Origin of the sequence: Segniliparus rotundus DSM 44985 (assembly GCF_000092825.1) — a bacterium.
GTDB classification, from domain to species: domain Bacteria; phylum Actinomycetota; class Actinomycetes; order Mycobacteriales; family Mycobacteriaceae; genus Segniliparus; species Segniliparus rotundus.
In genome coordinates this window covers 1,407,254-1,424,402 of record NC_014168.1, presented here as the reverse complement: position 1 = coordinate 1,424,402, position 17,149 = coordinate 1,407,254, and the positions used below count along the sequence as shown (strand labels likewise).

The 17,149-nt window shown below is 64.3% G+C and carries 18 protein-coding genes, 1 tRNA gene and 1 pseudogene; 3 read left to right on the top strand and 17 right to left on the bottom strand.

The genetic code is table 11. From position 1 onward, the window contains the following. Positions 1 to 21: 21 nt before the first annotated feature. From SROT_RS07155 to SROT_RS07100, 12 genes are all read right to left on the bottom strand, one after another. Positions 22 to 549 (bottom strand): DUF5078 domain-containing protein, encoded by a 528-nt coding sequence (locus tag SROT_RS07155; RefSeq protein ID WP_041407055.1) that lies wholly within the window; start codon positions 547 to 549, stop codon positions 22 to 24. 100 nt (positions 550 to 649) lie between these two features. Beyond that, positions 650 to 1,459 (bottom strand): class I SAM-dependent methyltransferase, encoded by an 810-nt coding sequence (locus SROT_RS07150; RefSeq protein ID WP_013138344.1) that lies wholly within the window; start codon positions 1,457 to 1,459, stop codon positions 650 to 652. A gap of 739 nt (positions 1,460 to 2,198) precedes the next feature. Further along, positions 2,199 to 2,495: a hypothetical protein gene (locus SROT_RS07145; protein WP_041407053.1), complete on the bottom strand. Its 297-nt coding sequence runs from the start codon at positions 2,493 to 2,495 to the stop codon at positions 2,199 to 2,201. Positions 2,496 to 2,540: 45 nt separating this feature from the next. After that, positions 2,541 to 2,876, bottom strand: a complete 336-nt coding sequence (locus SROT_RS07140; RefSeq protein ID WP_013138342.1) for a hypothetical protein — start codon at positions 2,874 to 2,876, stop codon at positions 2,541 to 2,543. Between the two features lie 45 nt (positions 2,877 to 2,921). Further along, positions 2,922 to 3,434 carry a hypothetical protein gene (locus SROT_RS07135; RefSeq protein WP_013138341.1) on the bottom strand — a complete coding sequence of 171 codons (513 nt, stop codon included), beginning with the start codon at positions 3,432 to 3,434 and terminating at the stop codon, positions 2,922 to 2,924. Further along, positions 3,418 to 5,673, bottom strand: coding sequence for a TPR repeat domain-containing protein (locus SROT_RS07130; RefSeq protein ID WP_148223376.1), 2,256 nt, complete (start codon positions 5,671 to 5,673; stop codon positions 3,418 to 3,420). Before SROT_RS07130 ends, SROT_RS07135 begins: the two co-directional genes overlap by 17 nt. 5 nt (positions 5,674 to 5,678) lie before the next feature. Beyond that, positions 5,679 to 6,008: a hypothetical protein gene (locus SROT_RS07125; protein WP_013138339.1), complete on the bottom strand. Its 330-nt coding sequence runs from the start codon at positions 6,006 to 6,008 to the stop codon at positions 5,679 to 5,681. A gap of 34 nt (positions 6,009 to 6,042) precedes the next feature. After that, the gene (locus SROT_RS07120) at positions 6,043 to 6,348 is read right to left on the bottom strand and encodes a hypothetical protein (RefSeq protein ID WP_013137843.1); all 306 of its coding nucleotides are present in this window, start codon (positions 6,346 to 6,348) and stop codon (positions 6,043 to 6,045) included. Next, a complete protein-coding gene (locus SROT_RS15625) occupies positions 6,338 to 7,582 on the bottom strand; it encodes a hypothetical protein (protein WP_013138338.1) in 1,245 nt (414 codons plus the stop codon). The genes SROT_RS07120 and SROT_RS15625 overlap by 11 nt, the downstream gene beginning before the upstream one ends. A gap of 64 nt (positions 7,583 to 7,646) precedes the next feature. Next, positions 7,647 to 8,159, bottom strand: a complete 513-nt coding sequence (locus SROT_RS07110; protein WP_245535377.1) for a hypothetical protein — start codon at positions 8,157 to 8,159, stop codon at positions 7,647 to 7,649. Between the two features lie 191 nt (positions 8,160 to 8,350). Beyond that, a complete protein-coding gene (locus SROT_RS07105; protein ID WP_013138336.1) occupies positions 8,351 to 8,707 on the bottom strand; it encodes a hypothetical protein in 357 nt (118 codons plus the stop codon). A 59-nt stretch (positions 8,708 to 8,766) separates the two neighbouring features. After that, a complete protein-coding gene (locus tag SROT_RS07100) occupies positions 8,767 to 10,542 on the bottom strand; it encodes a hypothetical protein (protein WP_013138335.1) in 1,776 nt (591 codons plus the stop codon). Between the two features lie 639 nt (positions 10,543 to 11,181). On the opposite strand from SROT_RS07100, the gene SROT_RS15620 reads away from it, so the two are divergent. Further along, entirely contained in the window at positions 11,182 to 11,550 is a 369-nt protein-coding gene (locus SROT_RS15620; protein WP_013138334.1) for a DUF4189 domain-containing protein, read from the top strand. 421 nt (positions 11,551 to 11,971) lie between these two features. Here the strand turns inward: SROT_RS15620 and SROT_RS07090 are convergent, their stop codons facing one another. From SROT_RS07090 to SROT_RS07080, 3 genes are all read right to left on the bottom strand, one after another. Then, complete coding sequence (locus tag SROT_RS07090) at positions 11,972 to 13,093, bottom strand: DUF3631 domain-containing protein (protein ID WP_013138333.1); 1,122 nt, start codon at positions 13,091 to 13,093, stop codon at positions 11,972 to 11,974. Beyond that, on the bottom strand, positions 13,090 to 13,428 hold the full coding sequence (locus tag SROT_RS07085; RefSeq protein ID WP_013138332.1) for a hypothetical protein: 339 nt from the start codon (positions 13,426 to 13,428) through the stop codon (positions 13,090 to 13,092). Before SROT_RS07085 ends, SROT_RS07090 begins: the two co-directional genes overlap by 4 nt. Before the next feature lie 298 nt (positions 13,429 to 13,726). Continuing rightward, entirely contained in the window at positions 13,727 to 13,969 is a 243-nt protein-coding gene (locus SROT_RS07080; protein ID WP_049773324.1) for a hypothetical protein, read from the bottom strand. Positions 13,970 to 14,106: 137 nt separating this feature from the next. Between SROT_RS07080 and SROT_RS07075 the strand changes: the two genes are divergently transcribed. After that, positions 14,107 to 14,832, top strand: coding sequence for a helix-turn-helix domain-containing protein (locus SROT_RS07075; RefSeq protein ID WP_041407047.1), 726 nt, complete (start codon positions 14,107 to 14,109; stop codon positions 14,830 to 14,832). Continuing rightward, positions 14,833 to 15,918: pseudogene (locus SROT_RS07070) on the top strand (tyrosine-type recombinase/integrase); the annotation flags it as partial. It lies immediately after the preceding gene. 184 nt (positions 15,919 to 16,102) lie between these two features. On the opposite strand, the gene SROT_RS07065 reads toward SROT_RS07070, so the two are convergent. Further along, positions 16,103 to 16,178, bottom strand: a tRNA-Asn gene (locus tag SROT_RS07065). A 36-nt stretch (positions 16,179 to 16,214) separates the two neighbouring features. Continuing rightward, positions 16,215 to 17,120 (bottom strand): asparaginase, encoded by a 906-nt coding sequence (locus SROT_RS07060; RefSeq protein WP_013138328.1) that lies wholly within the window; start codon positions 17,118 to 17,120, stop codon positions 16,215 to 16,217. Positions 17,121 to 17,149 lie beyond the last annotated feature (29 nt).

Genomic DNA, 17,149 nt, shown 5'->3' with positions numbered 1-17,149 from the left:
AGTCGCGTCCCGCAAACCGCGCTAGTTGTAAGCCACCGGCGAGTCGTCGCGCCAGTCCCACGCCGATTGGTCGTCCCGCGGGTACTTCGCGCAGTTTTCGGCCATTTTCGCCACAACGCCTTTGTTGTTGACGAAAATCTTCGCGTAATCGGTGTAGAGGACGTCGAGCGGGTCGCCGAACGTCGCGGCCATATGCTCCGAGAAGTCGCGGCGCGGCCCCTGCACGCCAGGAGGGAGGGAGAAGAACCAATGCATACGCTCTTTGGTCCGGTCTTCCAGGTCTTCGCCGTGCTTCTTGTACTCCATCATGTAACGATCGAACTCCATCGGAGTCTCATACTTCGCCGCGTCCAGCAGCTGCTCGGCAGTGCATGTGGTGAGGAGCATCTTCCGAGGGATGGGGTACTCGTCCGTGGAGTGCACGTAACCGTCGATGTAGTCCGGCGGCGGGTCCGCGACTGCGGCTGCGGGGAATCCGAGGGCCACTGCCCCCAAAGCGAACATGCTCGCGCTCGCTCGCGCAAAGGGTTTTCTTAGGTGCAACGCCATAATACTTACTATAACCGAAGAATTTTGGATTCGGCGCTCGCCACCTGTGCGACGCCAGGCACTGATCGGGCCGGCTCGAGGCTCGGCGGCGAAGGCCAGGTCACCCGCCTGCGGCGAACAAGTTGATTTTGTACGTCGACACGAATCCCGTCCACCCAATCGCTTTGAGCCCATATCGGTATTTGGCGGGCCAGTCACGGGCAGCTTCTGGCTGCGGTGAGGCGAAAGTCCGAGACTCGAGCAAGCGCAGCCCGAGGGATTCCAGCTCACGCGGCCGGTCACACGTCCATTGCATGCGGGCCGACAGCCCCCGGAACACCGGGTTCTTGTCCTGGTTGCCCATCATGAACCGCCCGCCAGTGTCCAATGCGACCGACGCGGCGGGAAAATGCACAGCGAATTGTCGCAGCACTTCATGCACCTGGGCTTGCGGGAAATACAGCAGAACAGCTTCGCTGAGCAGGAACAGCGGTCCTCCTCGCTCCAGGACTGCCTCGTGCCAGTCTGTTCCGAAGATCGACCCGGCCAGCATGGTGTAACGGTCCGCGTCGGAGAAGAACTTCCGTCGCAGCGCCATAGTGTCCTCGACATCGAGGTCGAACCATCGCACCGTGCCGTTGTCGAGCCTGTCGAACCGGGTCGACAGGCCGCAGCCCAGATCAGCGACTGTCCCCTCTGGGTGCGCGCGCAAAAAGTCCCGGACGTAGCCGTCGAAGATCGAAGCCCGCAACACTGTCCCCGGAAGGGACGGTCCCGTGAATTTCTGGAAGTCGTAGTCGATAGCCTCGACCATCTCGAGAGATTTGCGATCATTGAGCACGCTCCGGGGAGCGCGCGCGTCCAATGCTCTTCCGTACAACGGGATCAGCGTCGTCTCCTGGATCTCGCCCAGCTGCACTTTTTCACCCATCGGTCCAAACGTACCTTAGGCAAGCCTTACTTACCAAGAGGCGGAGGGGCGGGAACGTGGCGCTCCCGCGCGGGGTTTGCAGTTGGGCGGTCCAGACTTCGGGCCCGCCGGCGCAAATAACGCAAATAAAAAGTTCTCTTCGCCGGGACTTATCGGCTCCCCCGGCTGGACTCGAACCAGCAACCGTCCGATTAACAGTTGGACAAAACCCATCACCAGGCATCACCGCCGATAAGCCGGAATCCCAAGATTCCTCCGTTGACCAGGGCAAGGATCACTCGGCATGACCGCCCATCACAGCGCCTCAACACGCAGGTTGTGACAATCCGTGACACTCACAAGCAGCCTGCCATCCCTGTTCAACAGCATTATGTGCTCGCGAACAAGCAGGCAGCCCATCGGGACTGCAACAGGGCCAAGAGCGACACCACCATCACCGATCTCAGACGGCGGTATGTGACCGAGAGGGCATGGGCGTAGTCCCCGGATAAGAGATCTACTAATCCGAAACCCCGGTGAAACACCCACGGGGGGTACCCCCCACAGGCCCCGAATCCGCACCTCGGCGGCATAGGCGAATCCCCTCCCTGGTTTTTTTCTACCAGAAAGTATATTCCTGTGTTGGGTTCTTAGGGTGTTCTTGCGCCCTGCGGCCTTGTGGTGCGGACCCGCCACCGAGCCGGTCGCGTCCATCTCGCCCAGCGCCTGCTTCGCGGCCTCGCGCACCTCTTGCGGGGTTTCAGGGGTCGTCGGCCAAGTCTTTGACCTTGCGGACCTTGCTGATGGTGTCGCGCCCGTAGCCCACCGCATGCGCTGCGATATCCCGAGTCTTCGGCTCTGGTCGGTCGTCCACTTGTGCCGAATCGGCACAAGTGGACTGAGCCCTGCCCTTCTCGTCTCGACTCTTGATCGCAGCAGCACGCCTCGCCGCAGCCACGGGCCGCAGCGCCGCCTCTATCGCGCTGGCTATCGCCTCGGCCTCGGTCGGCGTGAACGGCTTGCGCTGCGTGTTCTCATCGCACTCCGCGCGCAACAAGTCCGAAGCCTCAACCTGACAGCCCCTGTGCCTGACATACCAGACTCAAGCATCGGCACCGCCGCTCTGGTCATGCCCGCGCAACCAAGCCTCCACGTCTTGCACGAGGTCTTTGCTGGTGAGGTCGGCTATCTGTTCCCGCCACGCCGCGAGTTGGTCGAGCATGGCGAGTTGGAAGAGGAACGCTTCGGCGGCCGACTCGGCGGTCGGGCCTGATCCGACGACCTCGGAGTCTCCCCATTGGGCTTTGAAGCCGTACGCGTCGTGCTCTTCGCTGTAGCGCCCGCCGATGTATTCGGCGCCGTAGCGTTCGCACGCGCGCCGCACGACTTGAGCGACGGCCTGCGGCGACAATTCCTTCTCACCACCCGAGGAGGTCATATCTGCTGTCCTCTATCCTTCGCAGGTCGCTCGCCAACGTGCCTGTTACGGATTCTCACGCTGGTAGTTCTCCTTGAGGGTCGAGAGCCCATTCCGTATTTGCTTGGCCGGTTTCTGGTTCGAGAGGTAGTTCGTCAGAGCGTCGTTGTAGGCGTCTCGGTCGTGGTCGTTGGTGAAGCTTCCCGGGTCTCGAAGGCGCCCATCGGCGGTGAGGTACCCGTTGAGCTCACCGTGCTCGGGCTGTGCGCCTCTCTCGATCAAAACGCTGGCGAGGGCGTGCCTCACCTGGAGCGTGTCTAAATTTCGTTTGCCCCTCGCCTTGTCCGCGTCGCCCAGAATCCTGCCCGCCTGCGACATCGCGCTCAAATTTGGATTGAACGGGTCGTCGACAATCGAGTTGGCGAATTCGCGCACCAGGCCAAACGCTTGCTCCGATTGCTGCTCCGCAGAGGCTTCGATGCTTTTCCCGGAACCTTGTCCGCCGCTGAAGGTCGAGCATCCAGAGACCACGAAGAGAAGGGCCGAGGCTACTAGGAGCAGGTTATTTCTTGCGCGCATTGTACTGTTCCTGTGCGCGTGTCAAACCGTCGGTAATGCTGTGCCCAGCTGGTTGGTTCGAGAGGTAGTTCGTCAGAGCGTCGTTGTAGGCGTCTCGGTCGTGGTCGTTGGTGAAGCTTCCCGGGTCTCGAAGGTGCCCATCGGCGGTGAGGTACCCGTTGAGCTCACCGTTCTGGGGCAGCTTGCCGCTCCCGATAAGGCTGGCGGCGATCTGGTAGCGGAGGGACGCTGTGTCGAGGACGTGTCCTTGTGGGCCTTGTCCGGTGTACGCGTCTTTCAGGCTGGATGAGGCCGAGTCGAGGACTTTGGCGAGCACGTCGCCTCCGGGGAGGAGTTTCACGAGGCTCGACGCCCAGGGCTTGGCGGCGTCGAACGCGGTGCCGTTGATCTTCTGCACGTCCGCCCCCAAAGTTTCAGAGGCTTTGTCCACCGAGCCGAGCAGGTCGCCCGCATGGTGGAGCGCCCCGAGGTCCGGGTTGCCGGGATTCGTATTCAGCGATCCGGCGAATTTCTCCGTCCACGCCATGGATTGCGCGTAGGCGGCGGCGTGCATTTTCTCCGCTGCGGCGTGGTCGGTGTCGAGCACTTGGAACACCTTCGTCACGTCGTCGGTGGCCATTGGTGGGCCGAAGCCGCTGGTGCCGTGCCCTGGCAGCTCGTCGCCGTAGGCCGCGCCGAGGTATTTTCCGAAGCCTTCGGCGAGTTCTCGGTCCAGGGCGTGGTTGCGGTTGCCGAGCGAGTCGGGCAGGGGCAGGCTCCCGGGAAGGCGCGAGTGCGTCAGCTCGTCGGAGTGGTCCTTCATGTAGTCCACGAACGAACGCATGGTCTCCCCGCTCCTGGTCGCAGCTGCCCCCGTCCCCTCCGATTCCTGGGTGGCGGCGTGGACCGCGTTCTTCGCGGCCTCGCCGTCGTCGGACCAGTTGTGCTTCATCAAGTCGCCCACGAACTGCTGCCCGTGCTGCTTGTCCGTCGCGACGTCGTGGAACGCCTGCGAGTCCACACCGGCTGTGTTGAGGATGTGCTGCATCGTCGGGTTGATCTTGCTGTCGATCTCCGCGTTCCCGCCGTCCTTGTGGCTCTCGGCGAGGGCTTCTCCGACTTTGCCGATCATCGACTTGTCCAAGGCGCTGCCTTGGCGTGTCGCTTCGTCGCTCGCTCCCACCAGGTCCGCGAGGTCGTCCAGCTGCCCCAAGGTCGGGTACTTGTGCTCGATGCTCGTGTTGTACCCGGTGTCGTGCGCTTCGGTAGTGATCACGGGGTCGCGCAGCGTCTGCTGGATCTTCGCGGGCAGCTTGTCCATGCCGCCGCGCCACGGCCCAGCCTTGTCGCCCTGCACGAGGGGAACAGCGGAGGCCACGTGCGGGTTGCTCATCAGCTCCAACGCGTTCGAGATCGCTTTGCCGTCCCCGTGGAGCTTGTCTTTCACGAGCGCTTTGATGTCGCTGGCCGACTTGTCCTGCAACTGGCTCGACATCTCCGAGACCACGGAGGTCTGTTCGGGCGAGAGTTTCGCGTCCCCGCCTTCTTTCAGAGCCTGCTGCTGGGTGTCGGACAGGCTGGTCGCTGCCTCCACCCGTGCTTTCTGCTCGGGGGTGGCCGTGCCCGCGAGATACGCCTGCACATCGGCCTTCGCTTGCGCGGGGGTTTCTCCGACGAGGGAGCCGATTTGCCCGTCTGTGGCGACCTGATCGAAATGCACGTTCGCCTTAAGGTCGGCTGCGGCCTTGTCGCTGGCCTGCTCCAAAGCCTCCCTGTTCTTGTCGAGCCCTTCTTGCGCGCCTTGCAACCATGCGTTCAAGGCTTCGTTCTGATCGGCAGTGAGGCTGCCGGTGAACCGGGAAAGGTCGGCTTGGACCTTCCAGTCCTCGGTCACGAAGAACGCGACGGGCAGCTGGGAGAGCCGACCCCCGTCCTTGACGATCACCGGCCCTGACGCGGCGTTGATCGAAGTGCGCAGGTTCCAGGCTGCGGGCCACAGCGCCTCGTGCGCCGCGCGCAGCACGTTGGCGGCGTTGTCCGTCTCAGCATGGAACCTGTTCAACGCTGCTGCGATAACGTCGCCCTTGTCCTGCGCGGCGTCCCCGGCTTGCCCGGTGAACGGCTCCCCGCTCGGGGCTCGGGTTTGGGATTGGACGAACGCGGCGTTGAGGGAGTAGGGCTCGCCTGATTCTCGGAGCCGGTCCGCGACCCACGGGGTGTGGTCGAACTGCATGGCCAGGAACTGGCTTTTCGTGAACATGCCCATCAGGCGGCGACCACGGACGCGATTGCCTGTTTGCCGTCCTCGTCGGTCTCCCCGACGACATGCGCGACCGCAGTGAGGGCTTGGCCGAAGTTCTCGTACTCCCCGCACACCCTGCGGTTCGCGCCCTGGTAAACGCTGCTCGTCTCAGTCAACGCGGCGGCGAAGGAAAGGCCCTGCAAGTAGTGGGCGAGGAACTCGAAGGGGCTGCCCTGCGCGTCCCCTGAGGCCACGCCTTTGTCGGCCCTGGATTTCAACTCGCCGGCGTGCTCGGCCATTTGTTTCCCGACCTGCGCCAATGCCTCGATGTTCACCTGCAACGGGTTCGTCATACGCCCCTGCCCCTCTCGTTCCCAATCTGATGGTTCAACTGTTGGATTCTTGGTTCAACTGTTGGATTCTTCGCTTCTCACTGCGATGCGCGTCCACGTCGATGAGCACCGCCTCCCCTGAGTCAACGAGCCTCTGCAACCGTGCCTGCTCTGCCTCGTCGGCCCTGCGGCGATCCTCGGCCTCGAAAATCTCACGCTGCCGCGCGAGTTCTTGTTCGGCCTGCTCGTGCGATAGCGTCTGCCCGCCCTGGCGGACCAGCTGCGGGACCGTCGCGGGCTCGTCATCGTCGTCGGGAATATTGAACTGGCGGACGTCCTGGGTCCAGATGTCACGCGCCACCAGGCCCGCCCCCTTGCTGCTTAGCTAGAGCCTCCAGCATCTTCTGCTGCTCGTCCCGGTTCAGCTCGCCGATCACCTCGGGGATCACCACAGGCAGATTCCTGCCGAACAGCTCGTTGCCGTGCTCCGTGTCTTTGAGGTAGTCGGGGGTCTTGTGCTCCTTCCCAGAGTTTTGACCACCAGCAGCGCCGCCCATGCCCCCCATGCCGCCGCCCATACCAGCGCCCTGGCCGACACCCGAACCGGCGAGGCCGTTCACGTTCACCACCGGCTTCGGTGCCGCGTAACCGGCTGGCCCGGTCTTCGCCGACAAAGACCGCTCATGATCCCCGCCCAACGTTCCCACGCCACCGCCCCCAAGGCCCGAGCTGCCAGACGACGAGGAGCCGAACTTCGAGTCGCCCGCGCTCATCGCGTGCGTCGAGCTGGACTCTGACGGGTTGAAACCAGAACCAGGCGAGGACGTTCCCGCAGCGGGCGAACCGCCCGACGGGGCGCCGCCCCCAGCGCCCGCCCCTGCGCCTTTGCCCCCGTCGCCGGAACCAGCACCACCGCCCGAGCCGCCACCGGCCCCGGCGCTCTCGCCGGAAGGCTTGCCCTCAGATTTCGCCTCTGGCTGTTGCCCGCTGGCCGCGTCCTCCTGCGATTGGGGCTTCGCGGCAGACTCGTGCTCAGCAGCGCCACCAGCAAGAGAAGGAGCGCCGCTGCCCGACGACGGCCGAGGCTGTGCCTCGGACGGGCCGTCCGGGGACTCGCCCCGATCCTCTGTCGGGGCGCCGGGCGGGCTGCCCAAATATTCCAGCTTCGGGTACTCGGGCTCACCAGGCTCGTGGTAGTGGTTCTGCATCGCACGCGCGACTGCCTTGACCTGCGCCATCGGGGATGTTCCCGGCGTGCATTGGCTGTTCTGGTCGCACACCGACTTAGCGGTCGCCTGAGACTCCGCGACCGCCTGCACCTGTTTCGCATGCCCGTCGATCACCTCAGCGGCCGTCTTGCCCTTGCGGGCCAAATCCTCCAGCTCGTCGCGGGTCACGTCGCCGGATTTCCCGACCCAATGCCGCATCCCGACACGGCTGCTGAGAGTCTGAGTGATCTCCCCGAGCTTCGCCCCAGTAGTTTGGACACGCTTAACTATGGCCGCAGAAACCACATCGGGTTGCAGACTCCCGCCGATCTGGAGGTTCTCAACAAAATCACTGGCCGGATCAGCCATGTAGTTCTTCTCGCTCACAGTGAAATCCCTTCCAGCATTGAAGCCGTTTTCCTGTGCTTGTTCAGCTTTGTCCTGCTCGGAGTCACAACAGCCACCTCGCGATCTTCGTGCTGGTCTCACCATCGCGAACCCCGTCCAGAGAAAGATCCACGCCGAGTGGGTCGAGGCCGCTGGGCTGACCGCTTCGAGTGTCTTTGCAGGCTCCGGAATATTCTTTCGCCTCGATCACCCGATGGAATGGGGCCGAGGGGTTCTTCTGTTGATCGCCCTCGGCCAGCGTGATCGCTTGAACCGCATTGGGGTGAGTTTTGTCCCCGGCGACTGGTGACCCCACAGGCATGTGATCGTATTTATCGCCCATCGTGCCCTTCTGTAGAACACTGAATCCACTGAAAGACGTGGACCACAGTTTCCAGGTCGCGTTGGGCTGCGTGTCAACCGTGATCTCCTCGTCAAGCTGCCACCAGATCCCGCAGTCCTCGGAGCGGTCGAAGTTCTTGGACAAGTCTGCCGGGGTGCCGTCGACTTTCGTCAGGCTTTTCGGGGTGAAGGTGAGTGTGACCCCGTCCTTCTGTACGCTCACTGGCTCGCCCATTTTGAGCTCCATAACGGGGTGGCCAGCGGTCTGCGGGGTGACGAGGTTCTTCGGGGCCGCTGCGGTCGATGTCGTGCGTGGCGCTGGACTGCTTGCGGCGGTGTCGGTCGAACCTCCGCGTTGGCATCCTCCCACAAGGAGCGCGGCGAGGGCGAGAGATACGACAACAGTGTGTTTCGTTGGGTTGTTCATCAGAATCCTGTGAGGTGGCCTTGGTTGCCGAGGTTGGGGTCGAGCTTGCTGATGTCGATGGCGCTGTCGAAGTCCGCCCCAAAGATCGCATTGAAGCGAGCCCTAGTTCTTTTCTCCAAATCGGTCACCTTGTCGATGGTGTCTTGGACGTATTTCACGATGTTCTGGCCGTTCTCCTTCGCGATAGCCAACGACTTCTCGCCATCCACGCCGGAGCCCAACGCGGTCCCAACATCGGAGAGATCGGCAAGCTGCTTTGCCTCGTTCCTCAACAAATCGTTCAGGTCTTCGAGCGCGGTTTTGAAGTCGTGGAGGATGAGCGCTGCTTCTTCTTTCGATATTTCGACGTCGGCCATGGTTCAGGCTCCTTCTCGTGATCGTTGTGTCCAGTATGGGTGGTGATGTGTGGTGTTGGTCATCGGGGTTTCCAGTAGCTTTGCTCGGGGTCGGGGAGCCGTGTTGCGACGTCTGCGGTGTAGGCGGGGTTGTCTTGGTGCGCTTTCGCCGCCAGGTAGGCGATGTCGGTGACGAAGGCAGGGTCGGGGCGGGCTGTGGACAGCCGCCAGTGGTTGAGGGCGACCAAACCCGCGAGGGCGCGGTGGTAGAGGAGGTACCCGAAGAAGTCGGCTTGTCCGCGTTGCGGTTGGGGTTTGCTCATCGCGTGGGCGAGGTTGGTGCTGGTCTGCGCGTGCACTTGCGCGCCGTCCGCCCACACGGCGTCGAACATCTCCTGGGTGATCGGCGGTCTCTCGCGGATCGCGGCGACGACGTCCGCGAACGGGGGCCGGTCCTCGGCCATCGAGCCCTCAATGATCGACGCGACCCAGCCGAGCGCTTGCAATCTGGCCTCACTGGCCCACGGTGTGGCCAATACCGCTTGCAGCCGCACATACAACTCGGGGGCGACGTGCTGCAGCGGGTGCATGCTCCCGCCCTCCGGCTCTGTCAGCGGGCCGCGCGCCGCCGCCAGGAAGGGGGCCTCCACATCCGAGACGTGGTCGTTCAACGGCTGCACCAGCCTTCGGAGCGTCTCGGGCTCCTCCGGCGCATATGTTGTCACGATCCCGGCGAGGTGGTAGCGCGCGCCGTGCGCCGTCCACTTGTCCCTAAGCCAGAGGTAGTGCTCGCGGGCCGCGTGCACGGGGTCGGCGTGCCCGAGCATCCGCACCAGCACACCCCGGTCCCGATTGTCGGGGTCCGCGACCACATCCCACGCGGGCCACACCCCCAGCGGCACCGGTTTCGCGACCAGGCCGGGGCCGATGTTGCTGTACAGATAAACGTGCTCTTGGTGGTGCTCGTCAATATGGGCGGCGAGCGCGTAGCGGGGCGCACCGCCGACCGCCAGGCCGCTCGCGTCGAACAACGCCTCCTGCTCCTGCAGCCAAAACGCGAGCCGGGCCAACCGGCTCTCCACGTCCATCGGCAACGCCTCGGCGCGGCGGTCGCCGAAGAAACCGTCGTCGCCGTGATAGCCCCGAGCGCCAGGACTGCGATATTCATCGTCTGCGTTGGCGAGTTTCATGGCTTGCCCGGTGACCGCGCCCGCAGCGCCCATTGTCGCCGTGTCGCCCGATTCCTGCACATCCACGTTCACCACCTCGTCGGGGACGGCGAAATCCGTGGCCGCCTGTGCCTCCGTCGCGCCGCCGTCCGTCTCCGCGTGGTGGTCGAGGACCGCCGCCCCGGACTGGAGCGAAGTCGCGGCAGAAGAGTCCTGCGCGGCCCCGGAGCCGGCGGGCTGCTCGTGCTCCGTGCGGGTCTGGCCGTGCGCGTCCCGCTGCGAGAACGCGTTCTCGTGGTGCTCGAAGGAGTCCTTTCCGGCAGTTCCCAGATGCTCCGCTCCACTCTCCACCAGCTCGTCCTGGACCGGTCGCGGGACTGGTTGGGGGTCAACGACGGCGCGGGCTGCGGGCGCCGCCGCGGCTTCCCCCTCCTCGGAGGGCGTATGCCGTCTCCCTTGGGGCGGCCCGGAGTTCGCGTCGGGGCGGGGCGGTTGCACAAGGTTCCTCAGACCGAAAGGCCGCTGCGCGGGCGCGGGGATCACCGGCAAACCCGATTCGTCCAGGGCAGGCTGCGATTCGGCGCCGGACCGGTGCGGTTTCGCGTCCAGCGACCAGTTCTCTTGGCGCGGCTCGGCGTCGCGCGCGAACACTGTGCCGCCGCCCTCCGGCTCAGAAGGCCCAGTCACAACGAACACCCGCCCCGCACGGTCAAGAACCAAACATGGACTGCTCGGCGCATCGCCACCCTCCGATCATCACAGTAGTCCTCTTCCTGGCTCCAAAAGTTTAGACGCACGCAAGCCTCCGCAGGTTCCATAATCCGACCGGGCAGTTTCAAAGCACAGGGAGAAAGGAACCGCAAACAAACACCAAGAACACCCGTTCCCACAGATCAAAGGATTTTTCTCAACCAAAGGACGCGAACAACACCCCGGCATGAACGCCGAGGAAGGCGGGCAACAATTTTCGAAAACGTGGCGCCGCGCGAGGAAGGCTGGCCGAGCGGTCGGCGTCATCGCTCCCAGCGATTCCGGCCCCCCTCCCCCCCCTGGGGGTGGACCCTGACAGGGCGGGGCGCTCCCACGGCCGCATCGCGCCCCGGATTCCGTACGGGTTCCAGGCTTCGCCAGCTCGCCCGAAAGGGGCTTCGCGCGTTCGGGGGGGTACCGGGAACAGCGCCGGGTATGGTGCCGGGGTTTTTCAAGGGGGCTCTCCCCAGGGGGTGCGCGTTTGCCTGTGGGGCTCTTCTCCTATTGGTGTGACCGCGTTAACATTTCATGAGTCGGGGCCGTCGGGGCTCTGGATCACGTCGAAGGAGTTTGCTTATGCGCGCCGTTGTTGTCGTTGCTTCTGTTGCGGCCTTGTTTTTGACTGTTTGCCCTGAGTCCGCCGCGAGCGGGTCGTGGGGCGCTGTGGCCTATGACGGGCAGGGCAACGCGGGGTCGTCGCGCAACTACCCCGATCCGTCCTCCGCGAAAGGCGCGGCGGAGCACTCGTGCGGCGCGCGGTGCGGGGCGAAGCCGTTCCGGCATTGCGGGGCGGTGGCGTTCACCCGGCAGAGCAACCGAGGCCGTCACGGCTACGGGGTCGCGGCGGGGCGTACCGGCTCCGAGGCACGGGAGAAAGCCCGCGCCGCCTGCGAGTCGGCCAGCCTCAAAGCGTGCTACGTCAAACTCTCAGAATGCAACGGGTAAGTTCCCGTCCGCGCTGTCAGGCCGGGGTGCCGGGCGGTGCTCACCACTAGGCTTTCCGGCGAGGTGGTCTCTGTTGGTGAGGTGGTTGCAGCGGTGTCGGGGTTCTCGGGTCCAGCCGTTCGGAAAAGTGGCCGATTTGGCATGATCCCGAAAAGACAGTCCGGGAAACCGGGGACGGCTCAGATTTGACCACTCTCTCGTCTCGGGTCGTTGTGGTGGAAGGTTGCCCAGCCTGGGCGGGCGAGTGCTCCGTCAGGATCGTCAACATCGTCAAAAACTAGGTTTGAGCTGGTGTTTCATTTTGATGATCTGCTGCGGGCTGACGTTTTGATTCGTCAGCGGCCCGCGTATCGTCAACGTGTTCGACCTGTTCAGGGCCGGTTTTTGACGATGTTGACGATGTTGACGCTTCTCGCGCGGTTCACTGGGCCGGGGCGAGGTAGCTTTCGAACGCGGCCGCGAACGCCGCGCGCCTGTAGCCGCGCGCTTTCCCGTTGCTTCCCGATTCGATGTTGTGGTATTCGAGGTGCTTGGCGAGCCGGTGGTAGGTCAGGTCGTCCTCATCCCACGGCGACTCGGGGACCGCTCGCAGGTGTCGCACGAGCACGGCGCTGGGCAGGAAGTCCGCCCCGGCCTTAGAGAACACGTCGCGGATGTCTTTGAGCAGCAGGATTCGTATCGAGGACGCCTCGTCGTCCTTGGCGGCCTGCTCGCAGAGATCCCGGCAGGCCGAGCGCGCGAGTTCGGGCCAGCGCCCTGCGGCCTCGTCCGCGACGGCGATCATCGGGTACCAGGTGTCCGCCGCCCGGTCCTCCACCGGCGTTTCGGGGTCCGCGCCGGTGAGGGCTTCGACGTGCTGGGCGGCCCAAACCGCAATCCGGTCTCTCAGCAGCCCCAAGGGCGGCCCGTCGCGGCGGGAGCGGAACGAGGCGACCTCCTCTCCGGGCTTGCGCCTGGCCATGGTGATGTTCACCGCGCGGTCGGTGATCGTCTCGGGCATCTTCCCGATGCCGCCCATGGCGACCATGGCGAACGTCGGGAACTCGCGCGGATCGTTCTGCGGGCCGTCGCAGCGCAACGCGGGCCGCCCCCGCTCGTAACCGGCGTTGATCAGGCGGCGCAAGTCCTCGTTGGCCTCGGCGGCGCGTTTGGTGCCGAATTTCGTGTCGGCCTCATCGATGATCAACGTCGGAGGGTGCTCCTGGTTTTTGCCGATCACGCGGAATATCGCCGAGGCCGTCGCGTCCGCCGACGAGACGGGGCGATGGCACAAAGCCGCGATCAAGTCGAGCAGCCTGGTTTTCCCGCACCGCTTCTCAGGAGAATTGACCACCAGGCGCGGGGCGTGCTCGAACGCGGGCAGCACATGGGACGCGACGATCCACAACGCCACCGCCACCGCCGCCGCCTCGCTCGGGAACACCACGAACCTTTTCAGCTCGCCTAAAACCTCGTCTAAGAGAGCCGCCCCGTCGATCAACTCCGAAACCCCGGTGGGGGGCGCGATGTGCGCGCCCCCCACCTCCTCTGATTGACCGTTCACCGCTCTCTGGCCTCCTCGCTCCGCTTGGAGATCAGCAGGGCCAGCCTCCGGTGTATCCCGCCGCGCCGCCACAACCGGCGCAGCACGGGCCAGTTCGCGACCGGCGTGTAGCCGCGCTCCAGAACATGCCAGTACGCGGCGGCGAGGCAGTCGAGCCGGAACTCGCTCAACACCTCCTCGTCGTCCCCGCAACGGCACCGCCACGGGTCCGAACACCCGCATTCGAACGGCGCCAGACGACACGCGGCGTCGCGGCGGCGGATCAGACCGGACTTAACCGACTGCCAACCAGCGCCCCGATAAGGGTCGTCATCAGGGAAAGCAAGTGTTACCATAGGGAAGAGTCCTCTCTTAAGGTCTCGAAGAAAGTTGTTCCATCTGCATTGATGCGGCTTTCCGAGCGCGCGCCCCGCCACTGAGGCGAATCCGACCAAGAACTGGCCTCTCGGCAGGGCGCGCGACCGCTCCGCTCGTCTCATCCCATCGCACCACGGATAATTTTTCGTTGCCGCTTGGACCGCCTACGCGAAAACCAAGCGGACAAACCGCAAGATTCCGACTCGGGTACCGGCTCCGAGGAGGGGCTGCCTCGCATCGACTCCTCCACCGCCAACCCGAACAAATCCCGACCCATCACAGCGCCCCGCTTTCGCCCGCAAGGGCCGTTTGCTTGCCGCACTGGTCTACGAAGGCGTACACGTCTTGCCAGTCGTAGAAGACCCTGGAGCCGATCTTCTTGTAGGGGCAGCCCCTTTTTTTGTAACGTTCCTGCGCGAGCTGGCCCAAGGTGGTGCGTCGGTATGCTGCCACTTCCGCCGGGGTGGCCAGCGGGCTTCTCTGGCCGTCCTCTGGCTTGCTCGCCGGAGTTCTTTCCATGCCCATTCATGCCTCTCGACTCAAGGTCGCTTCACTAGATTATGTGCGACATGAATACCGTAGCGCAGATGTTCGAGGCGTCGAGTGGGGCGACACGGCGTGTTGCGAATTCACTAGAAATCATGAATACTGATCGAGTGGACGAAGAAGAGTTTCCAACGCTCGCCGAGGTCGTCGGCCTCAACGCCCGACGCATCCGGCTCCAAGCGGGGGCCACTCTGGCACAGGTCGCCCACTTCGCGAAGATCACTGGACTGAAATGGACCAGCGGCAAAGTAGGCGACCTAGAGTCTGGCCGGGTCCCTCCGAACCTGACGACGCTGATCCCCCTCGCGATAGCGCTGCAATATGCGTCCAACGCCCCGGTCACAGTCGCAGATCTGGTTGGCTCAGACAAGTTCGTGCAGGTGAACGAGCGCATCATCCTCAATAGCGAGGCCCTTGCCAAGCTCATAGGGAACGGGTCGGAGTCTTACAGGGTCGAGGTCGAAGACCACGCGGCGGGCGAGAGCGTCAAAGCCCAGCTGGCCCAATGGGAAGCCGAAATCACCGAAGAGATCGCCAAGGAGAAAGCTGGGTATCCCCGGCTCCTGTGGGAGGTCCCTCATGGGCTGATCGCGAGAGTGTATCTCCAGTCCGGGGAGACGGAGAAGAAACTAGCGAAAGAGCTGGGAGTGACAGAGATGAAGCTGCGGTACGAGTCCGCGCTCCTTTGGGGGAAGAGCTTCACCGCAGAGCGGGACGCGCGGGCTGGCGAAGACGCAAACGCACAGCGGCGAGGCATCGTCTCAAGGGCGCTCAAGAAGCAACTCAAGGCCAGCATCGAGCGACACCCCGCCGACACCGGACAAGAAGAGGCATAAATGGCGCGCCAGCAGCTACCACCGCAGATCAAGAAGGTTGAGCTTTCCCAGCGCGAGGGCGGCAAACCGGCCATCCGCTACCAGGTGACCGTCGATGTGGGGACGGACCCAATCACGGGCAAACGTCGGCAAGCGAGGAAACGGTTCGCGACCGAGCAGCAGGCGCGCGCCTTCCTCGCGAACACGCAGGCCGAAGTCTCGCAGGGCTTGTACGTCCATCAAAACGAGCTGACCGTCAAGCATGCGTGCGCGGACTGGCTCTCCTCGCGCCACAATATCAAGCCCAAGACCAGATCCGGGTACGAGCAGGCGCTCATGCCCGTCATCTCCCAGCTCGGGCACCTGGAAGTACAGAAGCTCGCGAAACGGCATATCGACACGCTGGTGAGCGCTCTGCGCGAGGGAAAAGTCAAACGAGGCGAAGAGGGCGGCGCGAAGTTCCACAAGCCTTGGAGCGCCCGCAGCGTCAACTACATGCTGCTGACCATCGGCATGGTCCTGGAAGACCTCAAAGAGCAGGGCGTCCTCTCGCGCAACGTCGCCTCGCTGGTGACCCGGATCAAGCAGCAGCGAACGGTGTTCACGACGTTCACAGCAGCAGAGACGCAGCAAGTTCTCGCTTCCATCGAGCAGGACAGGCTGCGCCACGCCTGGCACTTGGCACTCTCCGGTCTGCGCCGCGCGGAAATCGCGGGACTGCGATGGGACGATGTGGACTTGCGGGCGAAGACTTTGACGATCAAGCACACCATCGTGTCGGTCGGCGGCAAGGCCGTAGAGCAAGACGATGGCAAGACAGAGAAGTCCGGGCGAACGCTCCCCCTGACCGCTCCTCTGCTCGCTGAGTTAAAAGCCGCCAAAGCGCGCCAAAGCACCGAAAAGCTTGCTTTCGGACCCGCCTACCAGGGAGGCGATCACGTCGTCTGCGACGAGGCAGGGAGGCTATACCACCCTGACACGCTCACAAGCAAGTGGGCTCAAGCCGTCAAAGCCGTGCCCGATGTGCCCAAGATCAGGCTTCATGACGCTCGCCACACCTGCGGAACGCTCATGCACCTGCAAGGCGTCCCTATCGCCGTCATCAGCGCGTGGCTCGGTCACGCAGACGCCTCATTCACCATGCGTACCTACGTCCACTCCCAGCCCAACGCGCTCAGGGACGCGGCGCTCACGCTCGGCAGAGTTGTGACAATCTGTGACAAAAATCAACTCGACGCGCAAGGGCAAAGGATAACGGGCTATGCTTCCGCCCAGTTCAGGACGGAAAATCTGGCTCCCCCGGCTGGACTCGAACCAGCAACCGTCCGATTAACAGTCGGATGCTCTGCCAATTGAGCTACAGGGGATTGGCCCGGTCACTGTATCAGAAAGCGGGACAGATTTCACCACGGAAAACGACGGGGGTCAGATCCGCTCGCGAGGACTGCGGCGAGCTGCATCCGAGCCTGGGGGGCGCTCAGCTCGGCCGCGAGGAGCGCGCCTGCGGCGATGAGGCGGGCCCCGCCGGAGTACTCCGGGGTCACCGGCGCACCCAGCACGCGGGAGCAGGCGACGACCGCAATCCCGGCGCGCGCGTGCTCGGCGACGGCTTGGGTGACGGAGTCCGGAACACCGCCGTTGCCCATCGTCGCCAACACGAGTCCGCGCGCCCCGGCGGCCACAGACGCGTCGACGCCCGTTCGGTCCGCACCCTGGCACAGGGCCACAAGGTCGACCCGTGTCGCGGCGATGTCGCAGGCGGGAGCCTTGACGGCGGGGGCGCCTTTGGCGTGCGCCCGCCCGCCGAAGACGTCGTCCCCGCCGGTGTGGCGTTTGTGCGCGCCCCGTGCGGCGAGCGTCGCTCCCGCGAAGCAGATCACGGCTCCTGCCCCTCTCGCCCCTGGGCTGGCGGCGAAAGCCAGCGCGTGGCGCAGGTTGGCCGGGCCGTCTGTCGCCGGGTCGGAGGCCGGCCGGGCCGCCCCGGTGAGGACCACCGGCTTGTCGCCGCCGGTCAGCAAGTCGAGCAGGATGGCCGTTTCCTCCATCGTGTCTGTCCCGTGGGCTACGACGACACCCGACACCGAGGGGTTGTCGAGCTCTTGCGCCACTATCCGGCGGATTTGGTCGACGTCGGCGAAATCCAGCAAGGAGCTGTCCTTGCGGACTGCTTCGCGGACTTTCACACGCCCCTGGTATCCGGTGGCCGCGAGGAGGTCGTGGGCGCCCAGCACCGGACGGCGCACTCCTGACGGGTCGGCGACGCTCGCAATAGTCCCCCCAGTAGTGATGAGGGTCACAAAATTGTTCATGTGAGGCGGAACCTAGCCCGCGGCGAAAC

Excerpts from the sequence above, each read along its gene's own strand:
- SROT_RS07085 (WP_013138332.1), bottom strand. The coding sequence starts at position 13,428 with ATGGTAACACTTGCTTTCCCTGATGACGACCCTTATCGGGGCGCTGGT.
- SROT_RS07150 (WP_013138344.1), bottom strand. The coding sequence starts at position 1,459 with ATGGGTGAAAAAGTGCAGCTGGGCGAGATCCAGGAGACGACGCTGATC.
- SROT_RS07105 (WP_013138336.1), bottom strand. The coding sequence starts at position 8,707 with ATGGCCGACGTCGAAATATCGAAAGAAGAAGCAGCGCTCATCCTCCAC.
- SROT_RS07130 (WP_148223376.1), bottom strand. The coding sequence starts at position 5,673 with ATGTTCACGAAAAGCCAGTTCCTGGCCATGCAGTTCGACCACACCCCG.
- SROT_RS07135 (WP_013138341.1), bottom strand. The coding sequence starts at position 3,434 with ATGCGCGCAAGAAATAACCTGCTCCTAGTAGCCTCGGCCCTTCTCTTC.
- SROT_RS07125 (WP_013138339.1), bottom strand. The coding sequence starts at position 6,008 with ATGACGAACCCGTTGCAGGTGAACATCGAGGCATTGGCGCAGGTCGGG.
- SROT_RS07110 (WP_245535377.1), bottom strand. The coding sequence starts at position 8,159 with ATGGGCGAGCCAGTGAGCGTACAGAAGGACGGGGTCACACTCACCTTC.
- SROT_RS07155 (WP_041407055.1), bottom strand. The coding sequence starts at position 549 with ATGGCGTTGCACCTAAGAAAACCCTTTGCGCGAGCGAGCGCGAGCATG.
- SROT_RS15620 (WP_013138334.1), top strand. The coding sequence starts at position 11,182 with ATGCGCGCCGTTGTTGTCGTTGCTTCTGTTGCGGCCTTGTTTTTGACT.
- SROT_RS07140 (WP_013138342.1), bottom strand. The coding sequence starts at position 2,876 with ATGACCTCCTCGGGTGGTGAGAAGGAATTGTCGCCGCAGGCCGTCGCT.
- SROT_RS07080 (WP_049773324.1), bottom strand. The coding sequence starts at position 13,969 with ATGGAAAGAACTCCGGCGAGCAAGCCAGAGGACGGCCAGAGAAGCCCG.
- SROT_RS07060 (WP_013138328.1), bottom strand. The coding sequence starts at position 17,120 with ATGAACAATTTTGTGACCCTCATCACTACTGGGGGGACTATTGCGAGC.